Source organism: Deltaproteobacteria bacterium, from assembly GCA_026388415.1.
In the GTDB taxonomy this organism is placed as follows: Bacteria; Desulfobacterota; Syntrophia; order Syntrophales; family JACQWR01; genus JAPLJV01.
On sequence record JAPLJV010000017.1, the window covers coordinates 51,904 to 77,705 of the forward strand.

Annotated in this window: 29 protein-coding genes, 2 tRNA genes and 1 pseudogene; 13 read left to right on the top strand and 19 right to left on the bottom strand. The window is 47.7% G+C overall.

All coding sequences use genetic code 11. The annotated features are described in order from the left end of the window. Positions 1 to 15 precede the first annotated feature (15 nt). From NT140_04610 to NT140_04620, 3 genes are all read right to left on the bottom strand, one after another. Positions 16 to 729 carry an AAA family ATPase gene (locus tag NT140_04610; protein MCX5831159.1) on the bottom strand — a complete coding sequence of 238 codons (714 nt, stop codon included), beginning with the start codon at positions 727 to 729 and terminating at the stop codon, positions 16 to 18. A 22-nt stretch (positions 730 to 751) separates the two neighbouring features. Then, the gene (gene fusA / locus NT140_04615) at positions 752 to 2,839 is read right to left on the bottom strand and encodes an elongation factor G (protein ID MCX5831160.1); all 2,088 of its coding nucleotides are present in this window, start codon (positions 2,837 to 2,839) and stop codon (positions 752 to 754) included. A gap of 104 nt (positions 2,840 to 2,943) precedes the next feature. Next, positions 2,944 to 3,019, bottom strand: a tRNA-Ala gene (locus NT140_04620). 105 nt (positions 3,020 to 3,124) lie between these two features. Between NT140_04620 and NT140_04625 the strand changes: the two genes are divergently transcribed. Further along, positions 3,125 to 3,211 (top strand) — tRNA-Leu (locus tag NT140_04625). 474 nt (positions 3,212 to 3,685) lie between these two features. Here NT140_04625 and NT140_04630 read toward each other — a convergent pair. From NT140_04630 to NT140_04640, 3 genes are read right to left on the bottom strand one after another with little or no spacing between them, the layout of a single operon-like run. After that, positions 3,686 to 3,916 carry a hypothetical protein gene (locus NT140_04630; GenBank protein MCX5831161.1) on the bottom strand — a complete coding sequence of 77 codons (231 nt, stop codon included), beginning with the start codon at positions 3,914 to 3,916 and terminating at the stop codon, positions 3,686 to 3,688. An 11-nt stretch (positions 3,917 to 3,927) separates the two neighbouring features. Continuing rightward, positions 3,928 to 4,143 carry a hypothetical protein gene (locus tag NT140_04635; GenBank protein ID MCX5831162.1) on the bottom strand — a complete coding sequence of 72 codons (216 nt, stop codon included), beginning with the start codon at positions 4,141 to 4,143 and terminating at the stop codon, positions 3,928 to 3,930. Further along, on the bottom strand, positions 4,140 to 4,538 hold the full coding sequence (locus tag NT140_04640) for a hypothetical protein (protein MCX5831163.1): 399 nt from the start codon (positions 4,536 to 4,538) through the stop codon (positions 4,140 to 4,142). The genes NT140_04635 and NT140_04640 overlap by 4 nt, the downstream gene beginning before the upstream one ends. A gap of 93 nt (positions 4,539 to 4,631) precedes the next feature. Between NT140_04640 and NT140_04645 the strand changes: the two genes are divergently transcribed. From NT140_04645 to NT140_04655, 3 genes are all read left to right on the top strand, one after another. Further along, on the top strand, positions 4,632 to 4,805 hold the full coding sequence (locus tag NT140_04645) for a hypothetical protein (GenBank protein MCX5831164.1): 174 nt from the start codon (positions 4,632 to 4,634) through the stop codon (positions 4,803 to 4,805). A 63-nt stretch (positions 4,806 to 4,868) separates the two neighbouring features. After that, on the top strand, positions 4,869 to 5,036 hold the full coding sequence (locus NT140_04650) for a hypothetical protein (protein MCX5831165.1): 168 nt from the start codon (positions 4,869 to 4,871) through the stop codon (positions 5,034 to 5,036). 41 nt (positions 5,037 to 5,077) lie between these two features. Further along, complete coding sequence (locus NT140_04655) at positions 5,078 to 5,359, top strand: hypothetical protein (GenBank protein MCX5831166.1); 282 nt, start codon at positions 5,078 to 5,080, stop codon at positions 5,357 to 5,359. A 292-nt stretch (positions 5,360 to 5,651) separates the two neighbouring features. Here NT140_04655 and NT140_04660 read toward each other — a convergent pair whose 3' ends face one another. From NT140_04660 to NT140_04720, 13 genes are all read right to left on the bottom strand, one after another. Next, on the bottom strand, positions 5,652 to 6,311 hold the full coding sequence (locus NT140_04660) for a hypothetical protein (GenBank protein MCX5831167.1): 660 nt from the start codon (positions 6,309 to 6,311) through the stop codon (positions 5,652 to 5,654). Between the two features lie 10 nt (positions 6,312 to 6,321). Further along, complete coding sequence (locus NT140_04665) at positions 6,322 to 7,914, bottom strand: phage terminase large subunit family protein (protein ID MCX5831168.1); 1,593 nt, start codon at positions 7,912 to 7,914, stop codon at positions 6,322 to 6,324. Then, positions 7,844 to 8,419 carry a hypothetical protein gene (locus NT140_04670; protein MCX5831169.1) on the bottom strand — a complete coding sequence of 192 codons (576 nt, stop codon included), beginning with the start codon at positions 8,417 to 8,419 and terminating at the stop codon, positions 7,844 to 7,846. Before NT140_04670 ends, NT140_04665 begins: the two co-directional genes overlap by 71 nt. A 32-nt stretch (positions 8,420 to 8,451) precedes the next feature. Then, complete coding sequence (locus tag NT140_04675; protein MCX5831170.1) at positions 8,452 to 8,685, bottom strand: hypothetical protein; 234 nt, start codon at positions 8,683 to 8,685, stop codon at positions 8,452 to 8,454. A gap of 16 nt (positions 8,686 to 8,701) precedes the next feature. Next, positions 8,702 to 10,294, bottom strand: a complete 1,593-nt coding sequence (locus NT140_04680) for a bifunctional DNA primase/polymerase (GenBank protein ID MCX5831171.1) — start codon at positions 10,292 to 10,294, stop codon at positions 8,702 to 8,704. A gap of 221 nt (positions 10,295 to 10,515) precedes the next feature. After that, positions 10,516 to 10,650, bottom strand: coding sequence for a hypothetical protein (locus NT140_04685; GenBank protein MCX5831172.1), 135 nt, complete (start codon positions 10,648 to 10,650; stop codon positions 10,516 to 10,518). Beyond that, positions 10,637 to 10,774, bottom strand: coding sequence for a hypothetical protein (locus NT140_04690; protein MCX5831173.1), 138 nt, complete (start codon positions 10,772 to 10,774; stop codon positions 10,637 to 10,639). Before NT140_04690 ends, NT140_04685 begins: the two co-directional genes overlap by 14 nt. Before the next feature lie 426 nt (positions 10,775 to 11,200). Further along, positions 11,201 to 12,280, bottom strand: coding sequence for a hypothetical protein (locus NT140_04695; GenBank protein MCX5831174.1), 1,080 nt, complete (start codon positions 12,278 to 12,280; stop codon positions 11,201 to 11,203). A gap of 87 nt (positions 12,281 to 12,367) precedes the next feature. Then, positions 12,368 to 12,721 (bottom strand): helix-turn-helix transcriptional regulator, encoded by a 354-nt coding sequence (locus NT140_04700; GenBank protein MCX5831175.1) that lies wholly within the window; start codon positions 12,719 to 12,721, stop codon positions 12,368 to 12,370. Continuing rightward, the gene (locus NT140_04705; GenBank protein ID MCX5831176.1) at positions 12,690 to 12,968 is read right to left on the bottom strand and encodes a cytotoxic translational repressor of toxin-antitoxin stability system; all 279 of its coding nucleotides are present in this window, start codon (positions 12,966 to 12,968) and stop codon (positions 12,690 to 12,692) included. The genes NT140_04700 and NT140_04705 overlap by 32 nt, the downstream gene beginning before the upstream one ends. 42 nt (positions 12,969 to 13,010) lie before the next feature. Next, complete coding sequence (locus tag NT140_04710) at positions 13,011 to 14,249, bottom strand: tyrosine-type recombinase/integrase (GenBank protein MCX5831177.1); 1,239 nt, start codon at positions 14,247 to 14,249, stop codon at positions 13,011 to 13,013. A 914-nt stretch (positions 14,250 to 15,163) separates the two neighbouring features. After that, on the bottom strand, positions 15,164 to 15,466 hold the full coding sequence (locus NT140_04715) for a hypothetical protein (GenBank protein MCX5831178.1): 303 nt from the start codon (positions 15,464 to 15,466) through the stop codon (positions 15,164 to 15,166). A gap of 371 nt (positions 15,467 to 15,837) precedes the next feature. Beyond that, positions 15,838 to 16,242 (bottom strand): hypothetical protein, encoded by a 405-nt coding sequence (locus NT140_04720; protein ID MCX5831179.1) that lies wholly within the window; start codon positions 16,240 to 16,242, stop codon positions 15,838 to 15,840. A gap of 777 nt (positions 16,243 to 17,019) precedes the next feature. On the opposite strand from NT140_04720, the gene NT140_04725 reads away from it, so the two are divergent. From NT140_04725 to NT140_04765, 9 genes and pseudogenes are all read left to right on the top strand, one after another. Next, on the top strand, positions 17,020 to 17,817 hold the full coding sequence (locus NT140_04725; GenBank protein ID MCX5831180.1) for a transporter substrate-binding domain-containing protein: 798 nt from the start codon (positions 17,020 to 17,022) through the stop codon (positions 17,815 to 17,817). An 857-nt stretch (positions 17,818 to 18,674) separates the two neighbouring features. Continuing rightward, positions 18,675 to 19,919: pseudogene (locus tag NT140_04730) on the top strand (ABC transporter substrate-binding protein). A gap of 29 nt (positions 19,920 to 19,948) precedes the next feature. Beyond that, a complete protein-coding gene (locus NT140_04735; GenBank protein MCX5831181.1) occupies positions 19,949 to 20,830 on the top strand; it encodes a branched-chain amino acid ABC transporter permease in 882 nt (293 codons plus the stop codon). A gap of 37 nt (positions 20,831 to 20,867) precedes the next feature. Then, complete coding sequence (locus tag NT140_04740) at positions 20,868 to 21,881, top strand: branched-chain amino acid ABC transporter permease (GenBank protein ID MCX5831182.1); 1,014 nt, start codon at positions 20,868 to 20,870, stop codon at positions 21,879 to 21,881. A 30-nt stretch (positions 21,882 to 21,911) separates the two neighbouring features. After that, positions 21,912 to 22,724: an ABC transporter ATP-binding protein gene (locus NT140_04745; protein MCX5831183.1), complete on the top strand. Its 813-nt coding sequence runs from the start codon at positions 21,912 to 21,914 to the stop codon at positions 22,722 to 22,724. Positions 22,725 to 22,742: 18 nt separating this feature from the next. Further along, positions 22,743 to 23,513, top strand: coding sequence for an ABC transporter ATP-binding protein (locus NT140_04750; protein MCX5831184.1), 771 nt, complete (start codon positions 22,743 to 22,745; stop codon positions 23,511 to 23,513). After that, complete coding sequence (locus tag NT140_04755; GenBank protein MCX5831185.1) at positions 23,506 to 24,162, top strand: cysteine hydrolase; 657 nt, start codon at positions 23,506 to 23,508, stop codon at positions 24,160 to 24,162. Before NT140_04750 ends, NT140_04755 begins: the two co-directional genes overlap by 8 nt. A 274-nt stretch (positions 24,163 to 24,436) precedes the next feature. Beyond that, complete coding sequence (locus NT140_04760) at positions 24,437 to 25,153, top strand: transporter substrate-binding domain-containing protein (protein MCX5831186.1); 717 nt, start codon at positions 24,437 to 24,439, stop codon at positions 25,151 to 25,153. A gap of 229 nt (positions 25,154 to 25,382) precedes the next feature. Continuing rightward, positions 25,383 to 25,655: a hypothetical protein gene (locus NT140_04765; GenBank protein MCX5831187.1), complete on the top strand. Its 273-nt coding sequence runs from the start codon at positions 25,383 to 25,385 to the stop codon at positions 25,653 to 25,655. The last annotated feature ends 147 nt before the right edge of the window (positions 25,656 to 25,802 follow it).

Consider the following 25,802-nt stretch of genomic DNA (forward strand, 5'->3'; position numbering starts at 1 on the left):
CCACCTCACCTTGATCTACAGCTTTTTGGGCCCTCTATCGGGGTCTTTAATGAGCATGGTTGCCGCATCAAGGAAAAGCGCTGGCGACCCCGTTGCCTCGGATCTCAGGGGTTTGATGCAGATCTCCCCTTTCTCCGGCTGCAGCTTAAAAATGACATCAAACAGATCCGCCAAGGGCAACAGGCCGGCCGGCATTTCATCTATGGTCAATTCTTCATACCCATGCACGTGGATGGTGAACCAGAGACGCATCGCATGTCTTTTCGCCATAGCCTGCAGGGCGACAATAGTCTCCCGCACGTCTTCGTCAAACTTCAAACCATCAATGATGATAATCTGGGGCACAAAAATATTCTGCACCATCAGATCGGTTAATCTTTCTTTCAGCTTCGGGAAGTTGAAACCCTCCACCTTGAAGGTCATGATGAAGCGGTTGGGCAGGATCGCCTCCCAGGTCTCCGCGCTTTCGGCCACCTGCGCCTGCTGGGCAATGTTATTAAATAGCTCATGATACCAGAGGCTTACTTTATTTACCGGATCTTGCAGGCTGATGTGGAGGACCTTCTGGTCTCTCATCATGGCGTTCAGGGCCAATTGCACCAAAAGGGCCGTTTTCCCTACGCCGACCTGAGCTGCCACGGCGCCCAATCCTCCTTCCGGGATGATGTTCTCGCTATCATATCCCATTACCCGGAAAGGACTCAAAAGCATCAGATTATTCTTCAGCATACGGCTACTCCTATGGTTATTGTTAAGCGGCGCTTTTCTTCCGGGCCGCAACCTCTTCGGCAATCTTTTCCGCAATGGACTGGGGAACCAGCCGGTAATGATCAAACTCCATGGTAAACTGGGCCTTACCCTGCGTAGCTGATCTCAAAATGGTGGAAAATCCGAACATTTCCGCCAGAGGAATCTGTGCTTCGACGACCGTCATGACGCCTTCGTCCTGGGCGCCCACGATCATCCCGCGCCTTTGATTCAACAGCCCCATGGCAGCGCCCTGGAACTCCGTCGGCGTTTCCACCACGACCTTCATGATCGGTTCCTGGACAACCGGCTTGGCCTTCATGTAGCCTTCGCGAAAGCCACCGCGCGCCGCCTGCTGGAAGGCAATATCGGATGAATCAACGGCGTGCGATGCCCCATCGTTAATGACAACCTTGATCCCCGTCACGGGAAATTCGAGTTTCGGCCCCTTGGCCAGGCACTGCCGGAAGCCCTTCTCACAGGCCGCAATAAACTGGGTGGGAATGGAACCGCCATAAACCTTATTTTCAAAAACGAAATCCGCCTCGGAGGTAGGTTCGAGGTAGCCGGCCACGCGGCCGTACTGGCCGGAACCGCCGGTTTGTTTCTTGTGCGTATAGTTAAATTCCGCCCGCTGGGTGATGGTTTCCCGATAGGCCACGCGAGGATTGCCGGTGGTTACCTCGGCCCCGTATTCACGGCGCATGCGCTCCACGTAAACCTCCAGATGCAACTCGCCCATGCCTTCAATGATGGTCTCATTCGTTTCCCCGTCTACATAACTGCGAAACGTGGGGTCTTCTTTGGTAAACCGGTTCAAGGCCTTGGACATGTTGGTCTCCGACTTGTTGTCCTTGGGAACAATGGCGAGCGAAATAACGGGCTTGGGAACAAACATGGAGGTCATGGTATAGTTCACTTCCGGCGAGAGAAAGGTATCTCCGGACGCACATTCAATGCCAAAAAGAGCGCCGATGTAACCGGCGGGAATGGCATCAATCTCTTCCATCTGATCGGCATGCATCCGCGCTAAGCGGCCGATCTTGACCTTCTTGCCGGTGCGGGAGTTGATGATCGTGGCGCCTTTAGCCAGGTGCCCCTGGTAAACGCGGATGTAGGTAAGCTGCCCGTATTGCCCGTCTTCCAGCTTAAAGGCGAGGGCTACCAGCGGCTTATCGGAGTCACTGGCCAGGACTACCTGCGCTTCATTGTTGTCCCTGTCCAAGGCCACATTCTCCACATCGGAAGGGCAGGGAAGCAACAGGTTGACCATATCCAATAGCGGCTGCACGCCTTTGTTCTTGTAAGCAGAGCCCAGCAGCACCGGGGTAAGCTTGCGCGCCAGCGTCCCGTTGCGCACTGCAGTAAGGATCATTGCCACGGTTATTTCTTCCTCCGCCAGGATGGCCTCGGTAAGTTCATCCGAATAAAGGGAGACCGTGTCAATTAATTCTTCTCTTTTGGCCTTTGCCTCGGCCATCATGGCCTCCGGGACGGCCTCAATGCGAACCCTCTCACCGTTTTCCCCGTCAAAGTAATAGGCCTTGAGCGCTACGAGATCAACCACCCCGGTAAAGTCGGTCTCCAGACCAATCGGCAACTGCAAAGCAATGGCATTGTGCCCCAGCTTGGACCGGAGCTGCGCGATGACCCGTTCGGGATTGGCCCCGCTGCGGTCGCATTTATTGATGAAAGCGATGCAGGGAACCTTGTACCTCTTCATCTGCTGATCAACGGTAATTGACTGTGATTGTACGCCGCCCACTGAACATAAAACCAGGATCGCTCCGTCCAGCACCCGCAGGGACCGCTCCACCTCGATCGTGAAGTCAACGTGACCGGGTGTATCAATGATGTTGATTTCATGGCCTAACCATTCACAAAAGGTGGCCGCCGAAGCAATGGTAATGCCACGTTCCTTCTCCAGTTCCATGGAATCCATGGTGGCGCCGACGCCATCCTTGCCCTTGACATCGTGAATGGCATGGATGCGCTTGGTGTAAAAGAGGATGCGCTCCGTAAGGGTGGTTTTACCCGAATCTATGTGGGCGCTGATACCGATATTCCTGACTTTTTTCTCATTGCTGTTCATAATAACTTTTTCCTTCAACCCTTCCTGACTTCTGAACTATTTTGACGATTATAACATAAATAACAAAAACGGGTTAGCGTTATCCGTTAACCCGTTCATTCACTTGGTGGAGCTGACGAGGATCGAACTCGTGACCTCTTGAATGCCATTCAAGCGCTCTCCCAGCTGAGCTACAACCCCAGTTCGCTTGTGTTCCGAATTTGTGCGCCCCTTAACACAGAGCTTCCAGCCTTGTCAACAGAATTTTCTTGACATTTAGCGCTCCCTCTATATAATCCGCCCCGTGCCGGAGTGGTGAAACAGGTAGACGCAGGGGACTCAAAATCCCCCGCTCGCACGGGCATCCCGGTTCGATTCCGGGCTCCGGCACCAGAAGAAAAACGAATACTTGCGGTTTCACAAGCAGTCTGAAAGCCCCTCCCCTTTTTCTTTTATCGGTCATTTTGTCCCGCTCCTGTCCCGCTTTTTTAATTTTAGGCCATAAAAAACCCCGGCCATGATAGCCAGGGGATCGCCTTTTTTTAGTTCATCCGTTGATGCGTACCTATCTCTCTTACAGCACTCCCACGGTCGGACTTGAACCGACAAGTCACACGTTTTACACGGCATACCCCTACGAGTATGGGGTTTTAGGTAACAGAAGAGAGGTGAGAAGAGGTGCAAGTGTAGAAGCAACGTACGAAACGTAGGCTTATCTATCGGGCCTGTCAAGGAAAATCATGATGCTTTTCCGACCATTAACGGGTAAATGAAAACCGGGCAGCTTTTCAGTGCTACCCGGTCGTTTCATCTGATGGCGCCGGCGCCTATCCGTGGGGTATTGTTTCCGGCCCCTGGTTGGCGCGTTTAAATACTACCCAAAGCTTTAAGGCAAAAAGCGGTTTTTTCCCTGATAATATCTGCCAGGGTTTCAAGTGGATTAGTAACGTCTAATATTATGCTATCGTAATCTCCAGCAGCCGCTTGTAAAAGGCCCGCAAGCCCATGAAGCTGAAATAATGCTGATTCAAGTTCACCTTTGGTTTCATCCGATATTTCATTAAAAAGCCCCTCGGTTTTTTCAACTTTCCCGCTCATGCTATCACCTCCTAAAGGTTTTCCGTGTTCGCCAGGATGTCGCCGGCGATCTGTTCGAGAAGGAAAGAAATCCCGTTCACCTCATCGCGGGATAGATCCTTTCCTCCGTCGTCGTGGGCAAAAAACAACCCGGCCACTCCCTGAAGCTTCCACGCACACCTATTTAGATTGTCCGTGACATCGACCTCGACTTTTTCGCTCTGCTCAATTGCTTTTCCCTTTTTCATGCCGTCACCTCCACCGTCTTTACATTTGATTCAAGGCGCCTAAGCACACCCGAGAGGGCGTCACTTGCATCTGTACTTTCTTGAAGGATTTCGCCCAGTATCGTATCCACTCCCATTACAAATAATACCGGATATTCAGGTTCATGCCAACCGTCGCAGCCCGGCGGTATGAAGAAATGATCCTTAATCACGCTTAATTTCCGTCGGTTTTTTTCGATTTTCTCTATTGTATCCAATAAACATTCCATGACATCATTAACCATTTCTGTTTCCTTTTTCATCTTCACACCTCCATAAACAAAAAACCCCTGAGCTTTCTCCCTGGCCATAGGACCAGCTTCCAGCCTCACGGCTGAAAGAAACTCAAGGGTTCTTATTGCTGTTATAGTTTTCATGGGCCTATGGTTTCGAAGAGTTGTTTTGTTAGCTGATAGCACTTATGATATACAGTGTCAAACATTATTTATCATTGCAAAGGACATGCATTTATGAAAAAAAGAAACATGGCAAAAGATGAATATATCGGCTTTCGTACATCGGTAGAAATCAAGCAACTCCTTCAAAAACTCGCTGACGAGGGTTATAGGACCCTGTCGCAAGAATGCGAGATGATCATAATTGAATGGCTGAAAGAGCACGGTCATATCAAACCCAAGAAATAACCCTTAACTGAGGGCTGCCATGGTCAATTACTGAAAGCCCTTCATCAAAGAAAGGATTGAACTATGTTTGTTGCGTCAAATATCTTTTTCAAGTTGCGCGATCTTCATCCAAAGGATACAGAACAATACGAGCATTATGAGGCCATGCGCAGGCTCTCAAGCAATGTGGAGGAGCTTCTCCGGAAACTTGATGCTGTTGAGAGGGTCGTTAATCAACTTCCCAAGAAGTAACAAACTCAATCATTGTTTTTTCCTCCATGAGGGTTCCTCTTATGGGCAACATAGATTTTCCCAAACTCTCACACGATGACGCAATTAAAAGAACCTACGCTCTCCGCCCCGGGTGCGATGAGTATTGTGACGGCATATGCGACTTAGAGCGCCGCAAAAGAGAACGTGAAGACGAAATGCTCACAATGACCGAGACGCTGGTAAAAGAAACCGAAACACTTGTAAAACAAACAGACAAGATGCTCATGATCGCCAAATGGTCGGCGGCGCTGTCTATTATCGCTATCGCCATAACGCTTTGGCAATGGTGGCTAAGATGCTGAGAACGAGTACCGGAACCGCAAAATATAAAACGGCACCCCGCACTATCTTCAAGAACAGGTCGATTTCTTTACCCTGCTTCTCAATTTGTTTATGGATTGCCGAGATTCGCTGTTTGATCTCTGAATAACGTTTCTCTGTATCCATGGAAGGCCTCAGATCCCTTCAAATCTCCCCCAGGGCGCGAAATCTTCCCCGGGACCTACCAAACCCTATCCCCAAAGGGGAGATAACAGCGTACACTCGGCAAAGCGTAAGCCGTCTGGTGCAATTTCAACGGTCTCCTGCCATTGCTCAGAATGCCCACGGCACCCGCTTTTCTTCTTTCTTCTTCGGTTCAGGCGCCTTCCAAGGATTACAATCAAAATCATCCATGACATAAGCCAGGGCCTTGAGCTCGGGGATCTTCAAAATATCCGTTTCGGGGCCAGCATTCCGGACTTTTCCCAATAGCAGCGGGGTCCTGTTGTCACTGTTATTGAAAAAGAGCAGGTTATGATTAGCGATGAAGTTCCTGACGAGCTGAATCAGGAAATTGGTATCCTTGCAGCGGTATGACTTCCAGACAGTCGGGATATTCGGGAAATTCTTTCCGTTGTCCTTCAGGTGTTCGCTTAGCATACGGGAGAAGCTAAGCTCCCCCTCGTCGTCGCCATGGCATATTTCATTAACCCTCTTCCGTCCGCACACCTTTTCAATCTTCTCGAAAAAGGTATGCAGAATTGCAGACTCCCCTTCCTCAAAGGCAAGGAAACGGGCCCGCTTCATGTTACGGTCCTCCGCTGTCGGTTCAAGCTGAGCAACAAGGACGTAATAACCTGGCTTGTCCGGCTGCGGCCAGGAGACCCCTATCCGGATACTAACTGTCCTCTCTCTCTTCCCTCTCAGATCCACGCAATAAAGGTGCGGGTGTATCTTGTGTTCATCGAGAAGCATTTCATAATTTCCGGCCATACAAACCTCCTTAGACTAAATTTTCATCCCCGAATTCCGGGAAGAGCATTTTTGAAAGTGTCAACCGCGCCATGGCCTCATAATTAAAGGCATGCCGGAAATGATCCGGCCCAAGTTTCACGTAAACGTAACGCTTTGACCCGGTTTCTTCGTCCTCTTCCAACCGCTTGGCCACGTTGTGAAGATGTCCGGCGAAGGCCCGCGTCACCTCACAGTCCTTTGGCAGCACAACCGCGCTATCCATTATTTCTTTATGGGATGCGTCCAGGGATTCTGTCCGGTTGCAGGAGACAAGCAGTTTCTTTTCATCCCAGGCATAGGAGCCCCTTTGATGCTCGTTATAGTAGTTCAGAAAAACGCGCCCTTGGTGCCGTTCTGCAAAGGCCCGGGCATTCCTGGTTTCCGGAAGCGCATCCACGACACACCGGGAGACATGAAAGACCTTCATGAGCCGATCAAGTTCATTCCAGTCCTTGTAAATCCCCAGGTGAACGATTTTCCCGGCCTTGTCTCCGTTCCTCTTGCCGATCACAACATGAAGATCCTTCCCCTGATCAACCCCCATCGAACAGGGACCGGGATCACTGCTTGCAATCCCGTCATTTCCGCATAGAGCAAGAACCTCTTCGACTGTGAGCCGGTTTGTGGCTTCTACATAGGCAATCCCTATTTTCAAATTGTAGAAATCAGTCAAGTTGTTTGTCGTTCTTAACTGATGGAGGATCTCCCGCGGATCAACGAAATGAGAAAAAAGCTGGCTGTAATGATAGCCGCGCTTGTCGGTTATGTTTGGCCGCTTTGCAACCCACTGACCAATTGACGGGTTCAGTTCTGCGGAGCATTTCACACAGGCACGGATCACCCGCCCATTGACTTCCACAAGGCAAGAAGGGAAAGTTTCTTCCAGGCACGTCCAGGAGCCGCAGGAAGGACACTTCAGGAGCCAATATCTTTGATCCGTCTCCTGGAATGCCTTATCAATACCGTAGTCCGGCAAGGTAGGGTTTGAGAGCTTGAGCACTTCCTTAAAATCGCTATGCCCCATGCGCTCCATGGCCATATCAATGGCATTCTGAGGCGCTTCGTCGAGTTCGTCAAACACAATGAAATCCGCCGGCACTGACTTCAGACCGACGCGGGCCTTCATGCCCCGAAGATAAAGGAAACAGTTCCAAATCCTTTTGACGCTGGCCGAATCGGTATCGCGGATCCATTGCCCGATCGTGTCCGGATTGTCGTCAATGAGCGGATCAATCCGCCCCTTGGCAAAGTCCGTGACGTCAGACTTTGACGGGAATAGATAGAGAATACCCCGATATCCCGCGTAGCGTGCCCTGTATGCCACCCGAAGCATGGCCTTTGACGTGAGACCAAGCTGCGCGGCTTTCATTTCAACCTGGTGCGGATGGTCGTCCCGGTAGGGATCGATCAGATATTCATGGCGCTCGAATGTGAACGGCCGCCCGTCAAGGATGATGGTCTGAGCCCATTCGGAAAAAGAAGGAACCGCGCCACTCTCCCCAAACTTCAGGTCAATTGATTGTAACAGACCCGCGAAGAGCCTTTCTTTCTTTGAGTCTGTTGATGATACGGTCTCTAACATCCTTGTCTGCCTCTCCAATCGCGTTTAACACTTCCCGCTGAAATTCTGCTATGGCCTCAACATCGTAAAGGGTCTTGAAAATATCAAGCTGTAACGAGAGTTGGCCTCTGATTTCAGCCATAGCCTTCAGGGCCAGTTCCCGGGGGTCCTTGAATTTGTATTCCTTGACATCCTCTTCAGTCCCCCGGATCCGGACCTTCTTGACCTGAGATTCCAGGATCTGCAGGGCCTCTTTGTCACCACGATTCCAGCGCATGAGAAGGTCCAGGAGTTCATTTGCATAGCCGTTGATCTTCTGGAGCTGGTCCACTGCATTCAGGTTCTTCTCAACGACGTGGTGGGCATTTTCAAGGGCCACGGACTTGACAACGGCAATGTTCAGTTCCTTTCGGGCCTGGCTGATGGCGCCTGCGGTCACGGAAAATAGTTTAGCGCATTCTTTACCCGATTTCCCGGAGCGAAGAAGCTGAGATAATTTGAGTTTATCGATTTTGCCGTTTGGCATTTACTAAACCCCCGCTTAACTTTCTAAATACTTTAGTTGGCACGATGCCCGTCTTGTCGACCGGCTTCAAGTGCCAGGATTGCTGCGAAGTCATCCCGAACATCCGGCCACCAAACTTTCTTTGAAAGGTGCCTTTTCCAGTCTGCAATCTCTGCCGGTGTCCGGCATTCGTTCAGGTCAATCTCATAATCTCCGCCCGGTGTGTCCAGGATTATGATCCCGCGCTCCCTGGCCAGACGTGCTCGGCCTATTTGGACTTTTTCCATTTTAGAAACCTCCTTCTTAGCTTTCTCGCGTCCATTTCGATTCAGTTATAAACTTACAACCGTCTGCCAGCTTGAAGTTGATGGACTGACCATTGGGGTTGTTTACCCGGTTTGCCCATGACTTCCCCTTGACGATCTTCAATCGCCCGTTGTCCATTGCGAGGTAAAGGCGAGGCTTTTCAAGGCCGCGGGCACCGCCAAGACCTTCGTCGCGCCCGCTGTTTTTCTGCAAGGCAATCAGGCAGAATCCATTTTTGAGGCGGTCAGAAATCGCTTTGAGCATCCCCCCAACCTTGAAAAAGTCGTCATGTAGTTCCAGGTAATCGACAACATTGATTGCATCGGGCCTGATAACGTCGGCAAAGTCGCCAGACCGATCCCATGCTTTGAAGGTCCAATCACTCAGGGGCAGGTCGAATTTTGATATTCTCATGTTCAACTCTTCCGGGCCGCCTTCGGAGCTAAAAAGATGAACGGCATGATTCTGCTGATTCAGTTTGATGAAATTCAGGATGAAGGAGGTTTTACCGGCGTTCGGAGCACCGGCAATGACGGCAATGTTTCCGGGATAGACCGAAACAAGGTGCTCGATCCCGAACGGCCAGCGGAGGGGAAGAGGGGATATATCGGCGTTTTTCCAGTCCAGAGGTTCAATTTCGTTGTCAAGTCTGCGGAACTGTCCGTTTTTGTTGCCGCTTCTTTCTATTTCGCCTTCATCGCACATCCGCTTCAGAATGATGGAAACATTCTTCTTTTCGTCCCGTGTGGACAGTTGTAGACACTGGTAAACGTCTGTAGACAAAAAGGTGCCACTTGTAGACAGTACCCACTCCCGGACGTCGGTGGAAAGGGTCCGGTCCCTGCGTTCGGCTCTTACCATAGCAGACCGGATTTTCTCTTCCGCCTCACTGGATGGAAAGGGGGGCTTACAGTTTGATGCTATAATATCAAGTGCTTGCTTGATTATTTTCTCGGGAAGGTTGCCTCTGACCAGTGCATTTGCAATCGAAAAAAGGTCTTCGTCACGGCGTCCGACGGTGAAAAAATCGTCACTGTCTACAGAACTGTCTACACCCCCTCTATAATGTACCTTATTATTATTAAGTGCGCTTGAGAGCGCACCCGGCATGCTCGGCAGTTCAACGTCCAGGGGAAGGCCGTCTTGCCATGCATAGGCCTTGCCCTCGGCATTGGTAGAAGGGGGGGCTATGATGTACCCACCTTGCCCTCGAAAATCAACTCCAGGCAGTACACCGGCCCCGACAGTCAGCTTGTAATCTTCCATCCATCGGAAATATAGGTGCCAGCCGCCCCGTGGCGTCCGGGCCGTGGGCATAAGCAGGCTTTCAGGTAACAGCTTTTGAACGGCTTCATATCCCTCTTGAGTGTCGCAATCGACAACAAATATTCCAGAGACTTCGCCGGTGCAGATCCCTACCATCGCAGACGGCCATTGACCCCACCACTTTTTGATTTCCTCTGAAGAGGCCCGGCGTGTTTGAAATTCGGTCCAGGGCAGGAAAGGTTTTTTATCCGGCTTTATGGGAATCACACTGAGGTTGAATTTTTCGGCATAATTTAGGGCAGCACTCAAAAGGTTATTTCCCATGGTTAACGCTCCGCTGTTGTAGCTCGCAATGTATTATTTTCTCTGCTCGTTCGGGTGTTGATGGTTTTGCATGACAGGATTGACACAAGCAGTAACGGATCAAGCGCGACTTGCCTTTGATCCCGCCCCATTTCTCAGGTGTATCGGGCATAAAAATCCCTGTCACATCCGGTGCGGCGCCACATATCAAGCAAAAGTCAGAGGGTAGATGAATTAAGGGTTCAGTCATCTGCGGACTCCAGGAGATAACGGACGGCATCAATGCGACGTGAAAGGGTAATATCAAAAACCTTTCCTATTTTTCTTTCCAGACGGCGCAGCATATTTTTTAGGTACATCCAGTCAATGAGATTCATCAAGCGCCGCCTCTTCCCGTAGTCGTTTCGCTTTGGCTTCGTGGTCTAAAGCGTCTTGCCGGAGAAGTTCCGCCGCCTGGTCGTGAAGTAAGGCTTTTCTGTGAAGCTCCTCGTTGGGTGTCATGCTTGAGCTCCTATGGTCCGGGATCGATCCGCCATCCATTGGATCAATGAATCGACGGGGTAGCAGATCTTTCGACCGCACCGGAACCGACCTGCCGGACCCATTCCTGACGAATCCAAGTTGGCCATGTATTTCTCACTCAGTGCGCCGCCCGAAAATTCTCGAATTTCAGTTCTGGCGACTATGGGAGCCCGCCATTTCTCCCCCAGAGCAGCCAGTGGTTTAGTAATGTCATTCATCGTCGTTACCTCCCGTTAGTGTTTAAGGGTTGTTTTGTGTTCCCTTTTGAAGGTTAGTCGGACTTTCAACGGAAGGCATCTTCCGCTGGATGGAAGAAACATGGAAGATGGACGGAAGATGTAAAGAAAAAGCCATTACATTCAACATGATGCAATGGCTTTCAGTAATATTGGAATTTTTTATGTTTTACTGTGAAATTATCCAGGGTGGCCCGGTGTAGATATAGCCGTATTTCCCATCTGGTTTGATATGGTCATTGAGAAATCGTGAAAGTTCTTTCATGTTTGCACTATTCATGGCGTCAAAGGCACGGTCAATGGCTCTCGAAATGTTGTTTTGGGCTTTGCCATGAATAGAATCCTGAAATGTTCTCTGTCTCATTTCTTTTTCTAGGGCGTCCTTTTCTTTTTTAATTTCAGCCTGGATTATGGGGTCAACCCCATCGCGTTCGTTCTCGGCTTGCTCTCCCTGCAGCTTCTGGTATCGTGTCCAGAGTGCCGATCGAGCTTTGCTGTCATTGATGCTGCCAGAATTTTTTGTCCGTGTCGGTTTGTTCAATCCTTCTGCTATTGCACGATCTTCTGACATGGGATTGGCCTCTGCCTTGTTCGCTGCTTGGTAAAGGTTAATGCATGAAATCGACCCCTGGGGCTTTTCAAGCAGAAAGGCGATATACCGAAGCCCGCTCTTGTGTTTTACCCGTGTGTCCTTGCCTTCAAACCCGATATGCCATACATCGCCCTCTCTAGTGAAGAAATTGCCGGATGTTTCCTTCTTTTGCGGCAACAGATCTTCCTTTTGGGGATCTTTCTCAACCTCCGGCTCTGTCTCAAATAAAGCCTCTTTCAGATGATCAATAACCCACTGCGCTGATTCTTCATCATCAGGAAGTTCATAAGCCGCCCAAGAGTGTATATTCGTGATACTGTCCAAGTCTTCCTTCAGTGTTTCGATCTCCTTCAACAGAAAATCACGACGTGGCCCCAAGCGTTCTCTTGTTTCGTATGCTCCAAATATTAATGCGGGATTTCTTTTGCGAAGCTGTTCCATCTTTTCGATCGATGAAGGCAACGCCGGCCATGGCATGTAATCCAGTTCCTTGCATAGCCTTTTTAGGCGTTCTAATTTGGTAGAAATATCCGGTGGTGGGATCGGCCTCCCGAGTTTATCAAGAGGTTGATGCCCTTCTTTGACATAATGAAATAATTCAAAGGGTTTAATGTCTAAGTGGATTAAAAGGTTCTTTCCGGAAATATATTTTGTCATTGCCGCCCCCTTAGCGGTCCCTATGGTTTAAGGGGAAACCGGGTAGGGTCCCCGGCTTTCGGCCCGTCAGCCTATCCCCTTATTTTTCTACAAAAACACCTTGTAACCGATATTCAGTGCCTTCCCCAGGCGCTTCGCCATTTCCTTACCAATGGGGCGCTTGCCGTTCTCCATTTCAGAAATATGGCGCTGAGGGATGCCGGTCAGTTCGGCAAGTTTCATCTGCGTCAGTCCTTCCCTGTATCGTGCCCCGGCCAACGCCTTACCGATAAGCTGCGCCTCCGAACATTCAGGGTAAGCATCGCGCCAGGGGACAGAATCTGATGTGTCCACGAATCCCAACGGCTTCAGGCTTTCAATGGCCCGCGCTATGTTCACAATCGGCCCGATGAATCTAAGTTCAGCGGTTTCAGTAGGGTGCTTTTTCGTGTGTGCCTGCATATGTCACCTCAATCAATTTAATTTCTTTGTCTGTTATTTCCCATATCGCCACATACGTGGGGCGGCCTTTCTTTAAATGACAGTGATAACGGGCGCCGGAAAGGGCGCTGAAATTCGGCCAGTCTCCGCGAATAGGCCCGTTGGCTTCCATATCCTTTTTCAGGGCAATAAGAAGGTTCTGGACATTTTCAGGTAGATTCCTGACTCGCTTATACAGCCCCGCCTTTTCCGTCACTGTCCATGTCATGATTTTATCCTATACCAAATAAAAGTATAATACAAGGTGTTTCTATTTCGTGAAGTTCACAACCTGCCCGGCGTCCTCTTCGGCCTTTTTCTGTCCGGCGCTGTCAATGGCCCTCTCAAGGTTCATTGTGGCATTGTGCAAGGTCCCTTTTGATAAGTGCGCGTACCTTTCCGTCATGGCAATTACTGAATGGCCCATAAGCTCTTTGACTGTGTAAAGATCCGTTCCCGCCGAAACGTGCCAGGATGCAAAAGTGTGTCGGCAAGTATGGAAGAAAACTCTTTGCCGCCTGTCCGTAATGCCATTGTTTAGGCCCAGGTCCGCCACAACTTCGGAAAATTCCCGTGGTGCGTCCTGTAATTGCCCGCCGCTCATTTTGGTAAAGATATAATCGTCCGGCCCCCCGCGCTTCATGGCCTCAAGCATGGCCTTGACTCTCACGGTCATAAACGCGGCCCGGCCCTCTACGCCTTTAGGATCCATTACGGTTATAAGCCCCCGGTCAAGGTCAATGTGGCTCCATTTCAATTTTGCCATTTCGCCCATGCGCAAACCTGTTTGAAGGCTTAACAAGGCCAGGTCATGCGTCAAGGCGTTTTTGTCCTGTAATGCTTTTAAAAGTGCCTCAGCTTCCTCGTGGCTCAGGAAACGGACTCTTTTATTGTCCACTTTCGGAACCTTCACTTGTTTTGTGGGTGAATCGCCCATTACAAGCCCGTCACGTCGCGCCATGTTCCAGGCTTGCCGTATGGTGGCAAAAATATATTGAAGCGTTCGCGGTGCCTTCCCCGCGCTCAGGACGTTCTTTTTTATCTTCTCGATGGCAAAAGGCTTCACGTCCTTTAAAGGGATGTTTCCGATAACTGGCTTGATCCAGATTCTAAAATGTTCGTCGTCTTTTCGTGCCGTGCTTTTATTCCGGCCAACCTTAGACGTGGGTGCATAGGTGTTTTCAAAATACTGCCCGAAGGTGACGGACTCTTTTTCAAGGCGCGCCGCCTCTGTCTTTTCCGCCGCCTTCCTTGTGTCCTCTATAGTCCGCTTCTCTGCCAGGGTTTGCGGACCTTCCCCGGCCTTTCTGTTTTCCTTCAATTCCGTCAAGCGCTCGTATGCCTTTGCCGCCGTCCAATTCTGTGAAGCCCATCCAAGGCCCTCTTCGCGGTCTTTCCCGGCCAACTTATAACGAATCGTGAAATATTGATCGCGCTTGACTCCATTTTTCCGGGTGGTATGTTCTCGGAAACGGACTCCTGGAAAGTTCGTCTTGATCCATTTTGCCATGATCTATTTTCCCCTTTTTAAAAAATCCCCCGTTATCCAGTCCCGCTATAGTCCCGCTTTTTTACTTGAAACAGGGTGTTTTAATGTGATGCCTTAGGAAAGATGATAAATGAGATATCTTTGAATGTCAAGGGGTTTGTGTGATTAAAGGAAGTTATAGGAAAAACCAAAAAGGGGACTCAAAATCCCCCGCTCGCAAGGGCATCCCGGTTCGATTCCGGGCTCCGGCACCAGAATAACTTCAATAAGATACATACTCAAGGGGAATTTAATCACTACACTCTTTTTCCTTGAGTACGCCATTTTCTCCCCATTCTCTCCCCACTTTGGAAAATTTACATGATGGGCTCTATCAACTGGTAATTTATCCAAAAGAATCAGCTTCCTGCACCATTATCGCAACAATTAGTGCTATAATATTGCACATTTATCCACATCCGAGGGGCATAGGGCTTATCAGTGGTCACAGCAAAAAAATTAATTAAAATATATAATATTATTGAGATATTATATAATGCTTGTTGTGGACAAATTGAGGGCGGAGGGCTTAGCTCCCCGCACGCAATGCAGCAACATTCCAGGCCCCCTGCCCCATGACCCGGACACAGTTCGCCACGATGCCCCAAGGCGCAACGATCAACCATCGGGCTGAAGCTGGGCATGCGTCGTGAGGTCATTGATTTTAGACCGTCATAATATTTCATTGAATCTTGACCCATTTATTATTGAGGGCATCGCCCTGCGCTCAAAGAGTATCAGTGATGGGAGAATGTATAAATATTGAGCCTTGGTATTTGGAACCTGTCAGTGTCATGGGATCATTCGTTCAATCTGAGCAGTAATAAAAAATTTGGTTTGTTAAATCGGAACATTAGCAATGCCCCTCGATGTGACGTGGGCTCGCTGGTGTGCTATCACTCCTTGGTGAAACCCCAAACACCGTACACTTCCGCTACCTCATGGATCTGCTCCTCAAGGCCATGTAACTTGGCTGCAAAAAGGGCGATGGCGTTCTCTGTGTCGGTTCTTATAAAAGGTTCGAGTAAGTTCCTGGCCTTATCCTGGATTTGTAACCCCATCACTGTCAAACTATAGCCCACAGACTGGAGTTGGTCGGAAGTCATTGACGTCTTGCTTGCGTTGAATGCGTTGATATCAAAATCATATTCCATGGTTGTGCCTCCTAATTGTTGTTGGGCGCTCTTGATCTGCGCCAAGGTTTCCCCTTGCGGTAAGGATTTCGCCATATCTGGCAGGAGGGGAACCGGTTGTTATTTACACAGAGGAAAGATAGTTCGTTAAATTCGTTTATTTCGTTACACAGGGATAATGATCTTTGGCTATTGACAACAAGGTTTTCTCTCTTTTTAATACGAAATAAACGAATAAAGAAATGAATAAATAACAACCTCTCCCCTGTGTTAATTTTTTATAGTGAACGAATTAAACGAAATTAACGAATAAACTTTTATCTCCCATCCTGTGTAAAACGCGCCTCATTTTTGCCGCCCAACGATCGAACATCGGGCAACATCTTAATCTTATTGCGTAGATGCATGATGATATTTCGGGACACATCTCTGTGCTCTCAACGCCGCCGTTTTTTTGTGAAATGTACCGGCCCAACCGGCGCCGGAATGGTCAGGAACGGGGCCATGTCATCTAGCTCCTTGTCGCCTTCCGACCAGCGGTAACTTTCGAGGCCACAGGAGTCGCCGGGCAAGACACAGCTTATTGTCGAGCCGGGATCTTGGTAGTCGATCTCTGCAAGAAAAGCCATGGCACCGCCAGGGGGCACGCTACCTACCTCGACAATCGACTCGAGATAAATCTTACCGTGGATACTTGTATCTGGCTGGTTGGCTACCTTTGCGATGCCCGCCTTGAAAATTTCTACGGCACCGTTCGGGTCATCGGCCTCGGCAAAATAGACGAAATGGGCACTCCTGTTCTCCTCCTCTTTGTAATTATGAAACGAACCGACATACAACATGATGCACCTCCTTTGAAATAATGATGATTTTGCCACCATACACGTGCTATCTCATGCGACGCAGGTGGCAATGAATTCGAAAAAGAAACAGAAAGATTTATTTTCCCTACATGGGGCAGGCCAATCAGCATGATCAGGGAGTTTCTGCATTGGTGCAGGATGCTAAAACCAAAAATTACAATTATCGCAGTTACGGCACTGAGTTGTTTAAAGCCATGGGGGTGGTAGACCCGTGATTAATGACCCGGGGTACCCTAATTATCCAAGGGGGGCAGTCTATGGTCAACAGACCACGAACAACGCAGACCAATTTTTGAAAAAATGGTTTTTGCCCAGCCGGGTAACGCGGAACCATACAAATAAAGTTGCCAATTTTATAATTGCGGTATATTGTTTAGTTGCGGTTGAAAGATGCTATTTTGGGGGGATGATCGGGGGCATTTGTAACTTCCTGTAATCAGTAAAATGCCGACATCGATGAAAATGCTTCATTTCAACCCGTAATAAATAAATGATGCTGCTTTCTCAGAGAAGCTAATCTGAGGCATAGCATGTGAGGGTTGTCCGAATGGCGCTCAAAAATGTCGTCTTGCCGAGTGACTCGACCAAAAATGGATCTGATCTTCCCAAAAAGAGGTTACCGATCCACCTTCCTTGCCCAACCACATCGCCAACCCCCTGCTTTTTGGCACCAGAGAATATCCCTTGACAAGTAAAAACAGCCGCCTTAAACTTTCAGCGCCGAAAAACAATGCCTTATCAAGGGAGGTTAATCGTATGATGAAAGGAAGAGTGTATAAGAGGCCGACTGTTTTGGTGTTGGTTTTGGCGTTGGTTTTGATGGCCGGGCCTGTATGGCCTCAGGCCGGGAAACCTGAGAAGGATGCTTTTCGGTTATCCCACATCAAATCTTTTGAACCTTTTGCCGTCGTCAAAGGCGACAGGTCGGAGGGGTTGGCTATAGACATAATTTCAGAGGCTCTTGCCAAGGTAAACCTCAAAGTTGTCTTTGTCGGTGAGGACCAGGACAAAGAGCAGGATGCGCTGGCTCAGGGGCGGGTTGACGGCTTGGTATTTTTCGGGATTAACCCGGAGCGCAAAAAAACATTTGACTTCAGTGATCCCTACCTCATAACAGGCGGCGCCCTTTTTGTGAAATCTTCCAATCCACCTTGCTCCGACCTGAAGGAGCTCGAAGGAAAAGTCGTGGCTACCCCACAGAAGGGACCATTGGCCGGGTACATCAAGGAAAATTACCCCAAGATTACCGTTTACACTGACGTCAAGGATTATCAGGTTACCCTGGAAGCGGTTCTTAATGGAAAGGCATACGCTGCCGCTCTCAATACCCAGGTTGGTGCGGTCCTGGCTCAAAAGCTGTATCCCGGCAAGTTCTCTTTGCCGGACAGAGGGTATCAGGAAATTCCTATAGGTGTGGCAGTCATGAAGGGTAAACAGGATTTCTTGCTCAAGAAGTTTAACGACGGACTAAAGGCGATCCTTTCAGACGGAACCTACGACAGGATCATTGCCAAGTGGGGCGTACCTGCGGCAACAAAGCCAGGGACACGTTGATTAACCCTAGTACCACGGATAGGTGCAGCAACCCGGGATTATAAACAAATAGGTGGGGATCCCGGAGGTGATGGCCGCATTTGTTACTTCCTGAAAGCAAGCATAAGATGATTTAAATAAATATACGCACCTTCAATTGGAAATAAATTGTACCACTTCGGAATTATTTCTTGACAGAGATTTGTTTTTATATTTAAGGTCAAATCAAGTTCACGATAGATCATATCCATCAGGTTAGCACGGGGGGGCTTAGCAAGATGTCCTAATGTCGGAAAAAGTCTCATCATTTATAATCTTCGTTTTTATGATTTCCTTTATTGGGAGCAATAGCAATTGCATCGGTATAAGGAGCATTACTCCTGACTATCCAGGCCTTCAAACAGATACAATCCACAGTGACAAAAATAGCATTTGATAAAGATTGGATCCAATAGTTGTCTTTGTATTTCCTATATGAACATTCAGCAACAGAAAGGAGGGTAATGTAAGCGGATGGGCAGTAAAGGGTTTCAGTTGCGTGTCGTGCGATGCGACAGCAAGATAGAGACTCCGTTCAGAAGCCATCTGGCCACTAAGGACTGAGTGGCACTGGAAGAAAGTAGATAACGGTAGATGCGGTAGTACATAGGAAAATAATCAGATCGTGCTAATAGTCACCATACAACAGTTGTGGCGTCGCTAACCTGTGAATATTTTTCTGGTAAGTAGTGCCGGTTCAAAGATGGGAGTTGGACTTTAAATACGAATTACGGGTGGAAAGTCCCATGTATTGGAGGATATTTTTTTCCAGTGATTGGGGCTTATAAAAGCACCGGCAAGCTCGGTGATAATTCACTAACCGAAGTAAGGAGGACCCAATGAAAAGTTTGAGATTTTCTTTAATTACGGTTGTATTAGTGTGCCTTGCCCTGGTTGTATCCTCCGTGTTGCCTGGAAATATATTGGCAGCGCCTTCCCCTTACAAGATAGGCGTCATTACATCAGTAACAGGTTTCATGGGCCCGATGGGCAGCGGGGCCAGAGATGCAGCCCAGTTTGTTGCGGAAATAGTTAACAAGCAGGGAGGGATCAACGGGCACCCTTTGGAAGTCATCGTATATGATGATGGAAGTGATCCGAGTAAAGGGGTGATGGCCCTGAAAAAACTGATTGATGAAGACCAGGTGCTAGCAGTCGTTGGTCCTGTTTCGACAGGTATCGCCCTAGCCTGTGCGCCAATTGCAGAAAAATCGGAGGTTCCTATTCTGACTCAAAATTCCAGCAGTTGGTCGGTCGCCCTGAAACCATGGAACATCCCGAAACCTCCTACGAAAATAAGGAAATGGGTTTTTTAGGCCACAATAGACCCTATGTTTCTGGATTATGCCATTTATGAAATGCTCAGGAAACAGGGCGCAAAAAAGCTTGCTCATATGAATGTAAATAACGCCATGGGAAAGGCTATGAAAGAATCATTTGAGGCTAGCCATGCAGCTGCCGGATTCAAGGTCGTAATATGGGAGGAGTACGGTAGAGAAGATACAGATTTAACGGTCCCGCTCACCAAGATACGGTCAACGGATTTTGATGCTATTATTATTGGAGGAGCAGAGATGGCAGGGGCCATTGCCTATAAACAGGCCAGGGAAATGGGAATAAAACAGCCGATCATCGGCTCGCCGCCACTTGCCATGGGAAAGATCGTTCAGGTCTTGGGCAGTTCCCTTAACGGTCTCCAGATTCCTTCTTATGTAGTGGATTTTGGGGAGTCCTTACCCATGGATGAGCCTCAGAGGAAATCGGTGGTTTCCCTCACAAAAATGGTAATCGAAAGGACAGAAAGCAAAAGAGCCGATACAGGGCACACGGCAGGCTGGGACGGAATCTATCTATGTGCGGATGCGCTCAAAAGATCAAACCCGGATTTATCGAACCTGAAAAAGGCCAGATCCCAAATGAGAGATGCCCTTGAGACCGTGAAAGGCTACGTGGGCGTACAATGCATGGGAGATATGACCAAATGGCATGAGATTGCTGCCCCGATGATACCCAGTGAGCTGCAAGATGGAAAACTGAAAATCATCGGTAAAAAAATTACGCCCACATGGGCAGACTTTGAATGATTTATTCATCCAATAGCAGGTAGCATAGAGTGACACAAACTGACCAGATCCTACAATTCATTCTAAGTGGTATCAGCACGGGCAGCATTTATGCAATTGTCGGCCTTGGTTATATGATCATCTACAGTGTAACAAGGGTTGTCAATTTCGCTCAGGGAGAGTTTTTGATGTTGGGGGGCATGCTGACGGCCACCTTTATCATTTCGGGCTTTTCCCTGAGCATTTCGATTCTCGTTGCAGTTCTGATAACAACTGCTATCGGGGCATTGTTTTATCAGGCCGTAATATACCCCATCAGAAGAGCTCCCGGTTTTGCTTTGATATTGGTTACCTTCGGTGTTTCCATCATCATCAGGGGGATAGCCATGCTTTGTTGGGGAACGGATCCTCAAAGTATACCTTATTTTTCACTATCGGATCCTATCCCCATCTTCGGGGCTTTGCTTAATCCCCAATCACTATGGATTATTGTCAGCACGCTTGTGATTGCGTTAGGACTTTTCCTTTTTTTCAGATTTACCGTCACCGGGAAGGCCTTTATGGCAAGCGCATTAGATGCATCTCTTGCTACCCTGATGGGGATAAAAACGGAAAGAATGGGGCTGCTGGCCTTTTCACTTTCAGCTTGCTTGGCTGCCTTTGCCGGTGCTGTCATGGGTCCGATTACATTTCCCCATGTGGGCATTGGGCTGTACTTATCCGTTAAAGGATTTACAGCTGCGCTGATTGGAGGGCTTAACAGGATTGAGGGTGTGATGGTTGGAGGGCTTGCCCTAGGGATACTGGAATCGCTTTCTGCGGGTCTGATCAGTTCCGGGAGCAAAGATGCCATAGCATTAGCGGTTCTTTTAGTCGTACTCTCTTTCCGTCATCACGGCTTGCTTGGGGATGAAGAAGCGGGACAGGTCTAAGTAGAATTCCAAATTGTTTTTCTGGTAGGCAAGGATAGTGACGGGAATAAAAAGCATTAATATCAAAAGAATAGTTATCGGGTTATTTGTCATCGCTGTAGGATTGATGCCCGAAATTGTCAGAAGCTCCTATTACGTCACTGTTGGGAACTTTATTGGTATTTATGCTATTGTTGCCATGGGACTTTCTCTGCTGCTTGGTTATGCAGGGCAGGTCTCAATGGCTCAGGCTGGGTTTTTCGGAATTGGTGGCTATACATCGGCTATACTTACGACGGCCGCCGGATGCAATCCCTGGCTTGCCGCCATATTAGGTATAATTATAGCCTCGATCGTCGCAGGTATTATCGGTATACCGTTACTTAAGCTGGAAGGACATGTCCTTGCGGTTGCAACAATGGGTCTTTCCATTGTTGTATATACTATTTTTGTAGAATGGGGTGATCTGACCGGCGGATATGATGGGATCGGCGGAATTCCCGGCCTCTCTTTTTTCGGTTATGAACTGAACACGGATGAACATTATTATTACGTTATCTGGGTAGCGGTGCTGGTTGTTTTCATACTGTCATCTAATATTATTAATTCCCGTGTGGGCCGGGCGCTGCGATCCATACATCGTTTCTCCGGAGGCAGCGAAATGGCCGCTCAGTCACTTGGCGTCTCTCCTTCAAAATATAAGGTCCAGGTGTTCATCCTAAGCGCTGTCTATGCAAGCTTGGCTGGAAGTCTTTATGCGCACTGGGTCGCTTTCATTAATCCCGAACCGTTTGGCATATTTATTGGGATTCTCATGCTGATCATGATTACAATAGGTGGAATGGGCAGCCTGTGGGGGGCGATAATCGGTGCAATTGTGATTGTCTGTTCTGGGGAGTTCTTTCGAGGCGTCCTTCCCAAGATCATACCGGGTGCAGCCGGAGAAATGGAAAATATCGCATATGGTATGATCCTGGTTCTGATTCTGCTTTTTATGCCGCGGGGGCTTGCTTATGCACCGGAATTCGTTAGAGATCTGAAAGCAAGAATTACAAATAAAAATCGTAACTAAAAACGGTATCTGGACATTTACGAAGCGTTTATGCAGAAGAATAAATTCTTACCTGAAAAAAAGGAAAATACCCAAGCTTCTGTTCCTTTATTGAAAGTCAGTGAAGTGTATAAGACTTTTGGTGGACTTGTGGTGATCAATATGGTTAGTTTTAGCATCTCTCCGGGTGAGATAGTTGCCATCATTGGACCCAATGGTGCCGGTAAGACCACAAGTATTAATATGATTACCGGGTTTTTAAAACCTGATCGCGGGGAGATTCTTTTCGGCGGACGTAATCTAACCGAGTTTTCAGCCCACCAAATTGCCTCTTTCGGCATTGCCCGCACATTCCAAAATTTACAGATCTTTACCAATATGACCGTACTCGAGAATGTCATGATGGGACGATTCCTTCAAAGCAAGGCTGGTATTTTCGGGTGTGCGTTCCGATCACCACGGTCAAGAAGAGAAGAAAGGGCTATTCGAGATAAGGCCATGGAAAAACTCGCCATGGTCGGGCTCGAAAATCAAGCGCATCTTGAACCATTAAGCCTGCCTTATGGTAAACAAAAACAGCTTGAAATTGCCAGGGCTCTGGCCTCGGAACCCAAGCTACTGCTCATTGATGAACCTGCCGGAGGATTATCCACACATGAAATTGAAGACCTGGCAAACTTAATCTTTTCAATCCGGGATAATGGAATTACGGCTCTTTTGGTAGAACATCGTATGGAATTGGTCATGGGCATTGCTGATAAAGTGATTGTGCTTAATTTTGGGTTAAAGATCGCAGAAGGCACGCCGGCAGAGGTTCAGGCCAATGAGCAGGTCATTACGGCCTACCTGGGTGAAGATTTTTAAGGTTATTAAGATATTATCATGACTGCTGAACATGAAAGAATACTTGATGTAAAAGGAGTCGATGCTCAATATGGCCCTGTTCCAGCACTGAACGGCATATCTTTGCATCTCGATAGAGGTGAAATAGTCGCCCTACTTGGAAGTAATGGAGCCGGGAAAACGACTACCCTGAATGCCATATATACTATTTTGCCTATTACAAATGGAAAAATGCATTATTCCGGGAAAGATATTTCCGGGTTGTCACCAGTGGATCTGGTAAGATCGGGCATGTGTTACGTTCCTGAAGGGGGCAAAATCTTTGCATCCATGACCGTCTTAGATAATCTTATTCTGGGTAGTTATTCTCAGCGTGGAAAAAACAAAAAGGAGGAGATAGAAAAAAATTTTGACATTGTATTTACCCTTTTCCCTTTGCTCAATTCCGCAAAAAAACGACTCGCGGGCACTCTTTCAGGTGGAGAGAGGCAAATGTTGACCTTGGCCAGGGCGCTAATGTCTTCACCGAAACTATTACTGCTTGACGAACCTTCTTTAGGCCTGGCGCCGCTTATGATTACCGAAGTGATGCGCCTTATTAAAAAAATGAGAGAAGGAGGACTATCCGTTCTTATTGTCGAGCAGAATGCCCGAGCCGCCCTGAAAATCGCTGATAGGGGGTATGTCATTGAAGGGGGCAGCATTGCGATACAGGGAAGTGCCGAACAACTGATGGCAGACGAAAGAATTAAATCTGCATATCTGGGAAAAATGCGAAGTCATACCAAGGAGGTAACTCAGGATGAATAATGAAGTACTTGGAACTCTTGAAGAACAGGTCGTTCCAAAACAAACGGCCCTTTTAATCATTGATCCCCAAAACGATTTCTGTGCTAGCGATGGTGCTGTTTCAAAGATTATGGGAACCGACGCATCCCGTAATCAACGTGCAGTACCAAGATTGAACCGATTTATTGAAAGGGCAAGGGAAGAGCATCTGTTGATTGTCTGGACGAAGTCTATTGTTGAACCCTACAGGGCCAGAGTCAGTTTCAAAGCCAGGGGTTTTATACAGGATGCAAGGGGAAAAAATATTAATTTCGTTCAAGAAGGAACAAACGGAGCAGACTGGTATCCGGCAATGACTAAACCTTTACCGGAAGAGCATGTGATTACGAAATACCACTATGATGCATTCGCGGACACAAATCTAGACCTATTGCTCAGCAGCATGGGAATGAAAACTTTGCTATTTACGGGATTCAATACAAATGTATGTGTTGAGACCGCTGCCAGGCATGCATATATAAAAGGGTATTATGTAATTGCAGTTGCAGATTGCACTGATACGGTTACTGAACAGGAATATGATGCTGCACTCTTTAATATAAAAACCTATTTCGGAAAAGTTGCCACCTCCGAGCAGATCGCCAAAATCTGGAATGCACGGCAAAAATAGCTTGGTTGCAGTATTATACCGCACAAGAAAAGGATGTTTGACCGGCTCTGTTAATACACACGGCTATGGTTTTCCTGAAAAAAGGGAAGCAATAGGAAATGTGATGAATGAAGAAGCAAATTCCGATTTTTGTTGTTAGCCTGCAAGGCCCCCATTGAACCAACGACGGCTCACCTCACCCCTTACTTTTAGATTTTGTCAACCTTATCTTGGGCTCAAAATGCTGTTTTGAAACTTAAGCGTTTATTCGTACGTTATGCTGGAAAGGCAAATCATGATGAATAGTTATAGAAAACAAGACAAGTTTGAAAAAACTTTTCGTTTAGCCCACATAAATAATTTTCCTCCATTTGCCATGATAAGAGAAGGAAAATCAGAGGGCTTATCAATTGAGATACTTGAAGCAGTATTATCCCGTGTGAAAACTCGGGTAATATTTATTCCCACTGAGTTGGATAAGATCCAGGAACTGTTACATACTGACCAGGCTGACGGGATTGCCGTATTTGCCATAACTCCGGATCGTCGAAAGATCTATGATTACAGTGATTGCTATATGAATACCGGGGCCGCCCTTTTCATGAAAAGAGAAAAACACCCCCAATATTCCCTGGAGGATTATAGTAACAAAATTATATGTACCCCCCTAAAGGGCCCTTTGACGGAATTTATTGAAAGAAACTTTCCTGAAGTTCTCCTTCGTACTGTCGAGGATTATCCTTCGGCCTTAGAGACCGTACTGAAAGGAAAAGCAGAAGCTGCTGCTTTAAATATTCATGTAGGTACGTCTTTGATTAATGAAAGATATCCTAAAGAATTTCATGTGCCGAACACGTATATATTTCAAAACGAACTCGCTGTTTCTGTTTTAAAAGGAGAAAAAAATGCAATGTTGGAAAAAATTAACGATGGACTACGCCAAATAAGAGAAGAAGGTATATATGATAATATCCTCAAGAAATGGATACATATTGACCAGACGGGCTTATAGGACTCGTAATATTCAAATAACGTGTCGTTCCTTCGATCCGCGCCTTGACAACCTTCTCTATATCCGCCCAGGGGGTGTTGACAAAAGAACCAAATGGAACAGCTCTGCTCTGCTGCGAAATCTGGTTGACTTATTTCTCCGGCTTCATAATAGGAAGCGTAATTCGGAGTACTGGCTATTCAGTTTTCCTGTTTTTTCATGTAGCGGACGATAAAAGGAGGGTGACAGTATGAAGAATGTTTTCATCACCGGATGTGCCGTAGCCGTTATTCCAAGCGCTGCTGTTGCGGCTGAAGTAGAGCGTCAGGAATTCTACGTGACCACCGACACCGGAATGAAACTCATGTTGGTTGCAAAGATTCCCACTACCGGTCGACTCGGCAAGGCAATCCTTTTGGTCCATGGCTCTGGGGGTGGATGGGTTTATTGGGATATCCCCGAGCCTCTTGCAAAAAGAGGGATGTTTTATTTTTACCAAAAAATGCAAAATAACATATTGTAATTATTTACCTTCAAGGTATTTCCTGGTATAGTTTTGTAACCAGCAAAACGGAACCGAGGAGGATGCCATGAAGGTCGTGGAAAAGGTATCATGGTTGATGGGGCGTGTCCAAGAGAATTTATTCCCCCATCTGAACCAATGCTTGAA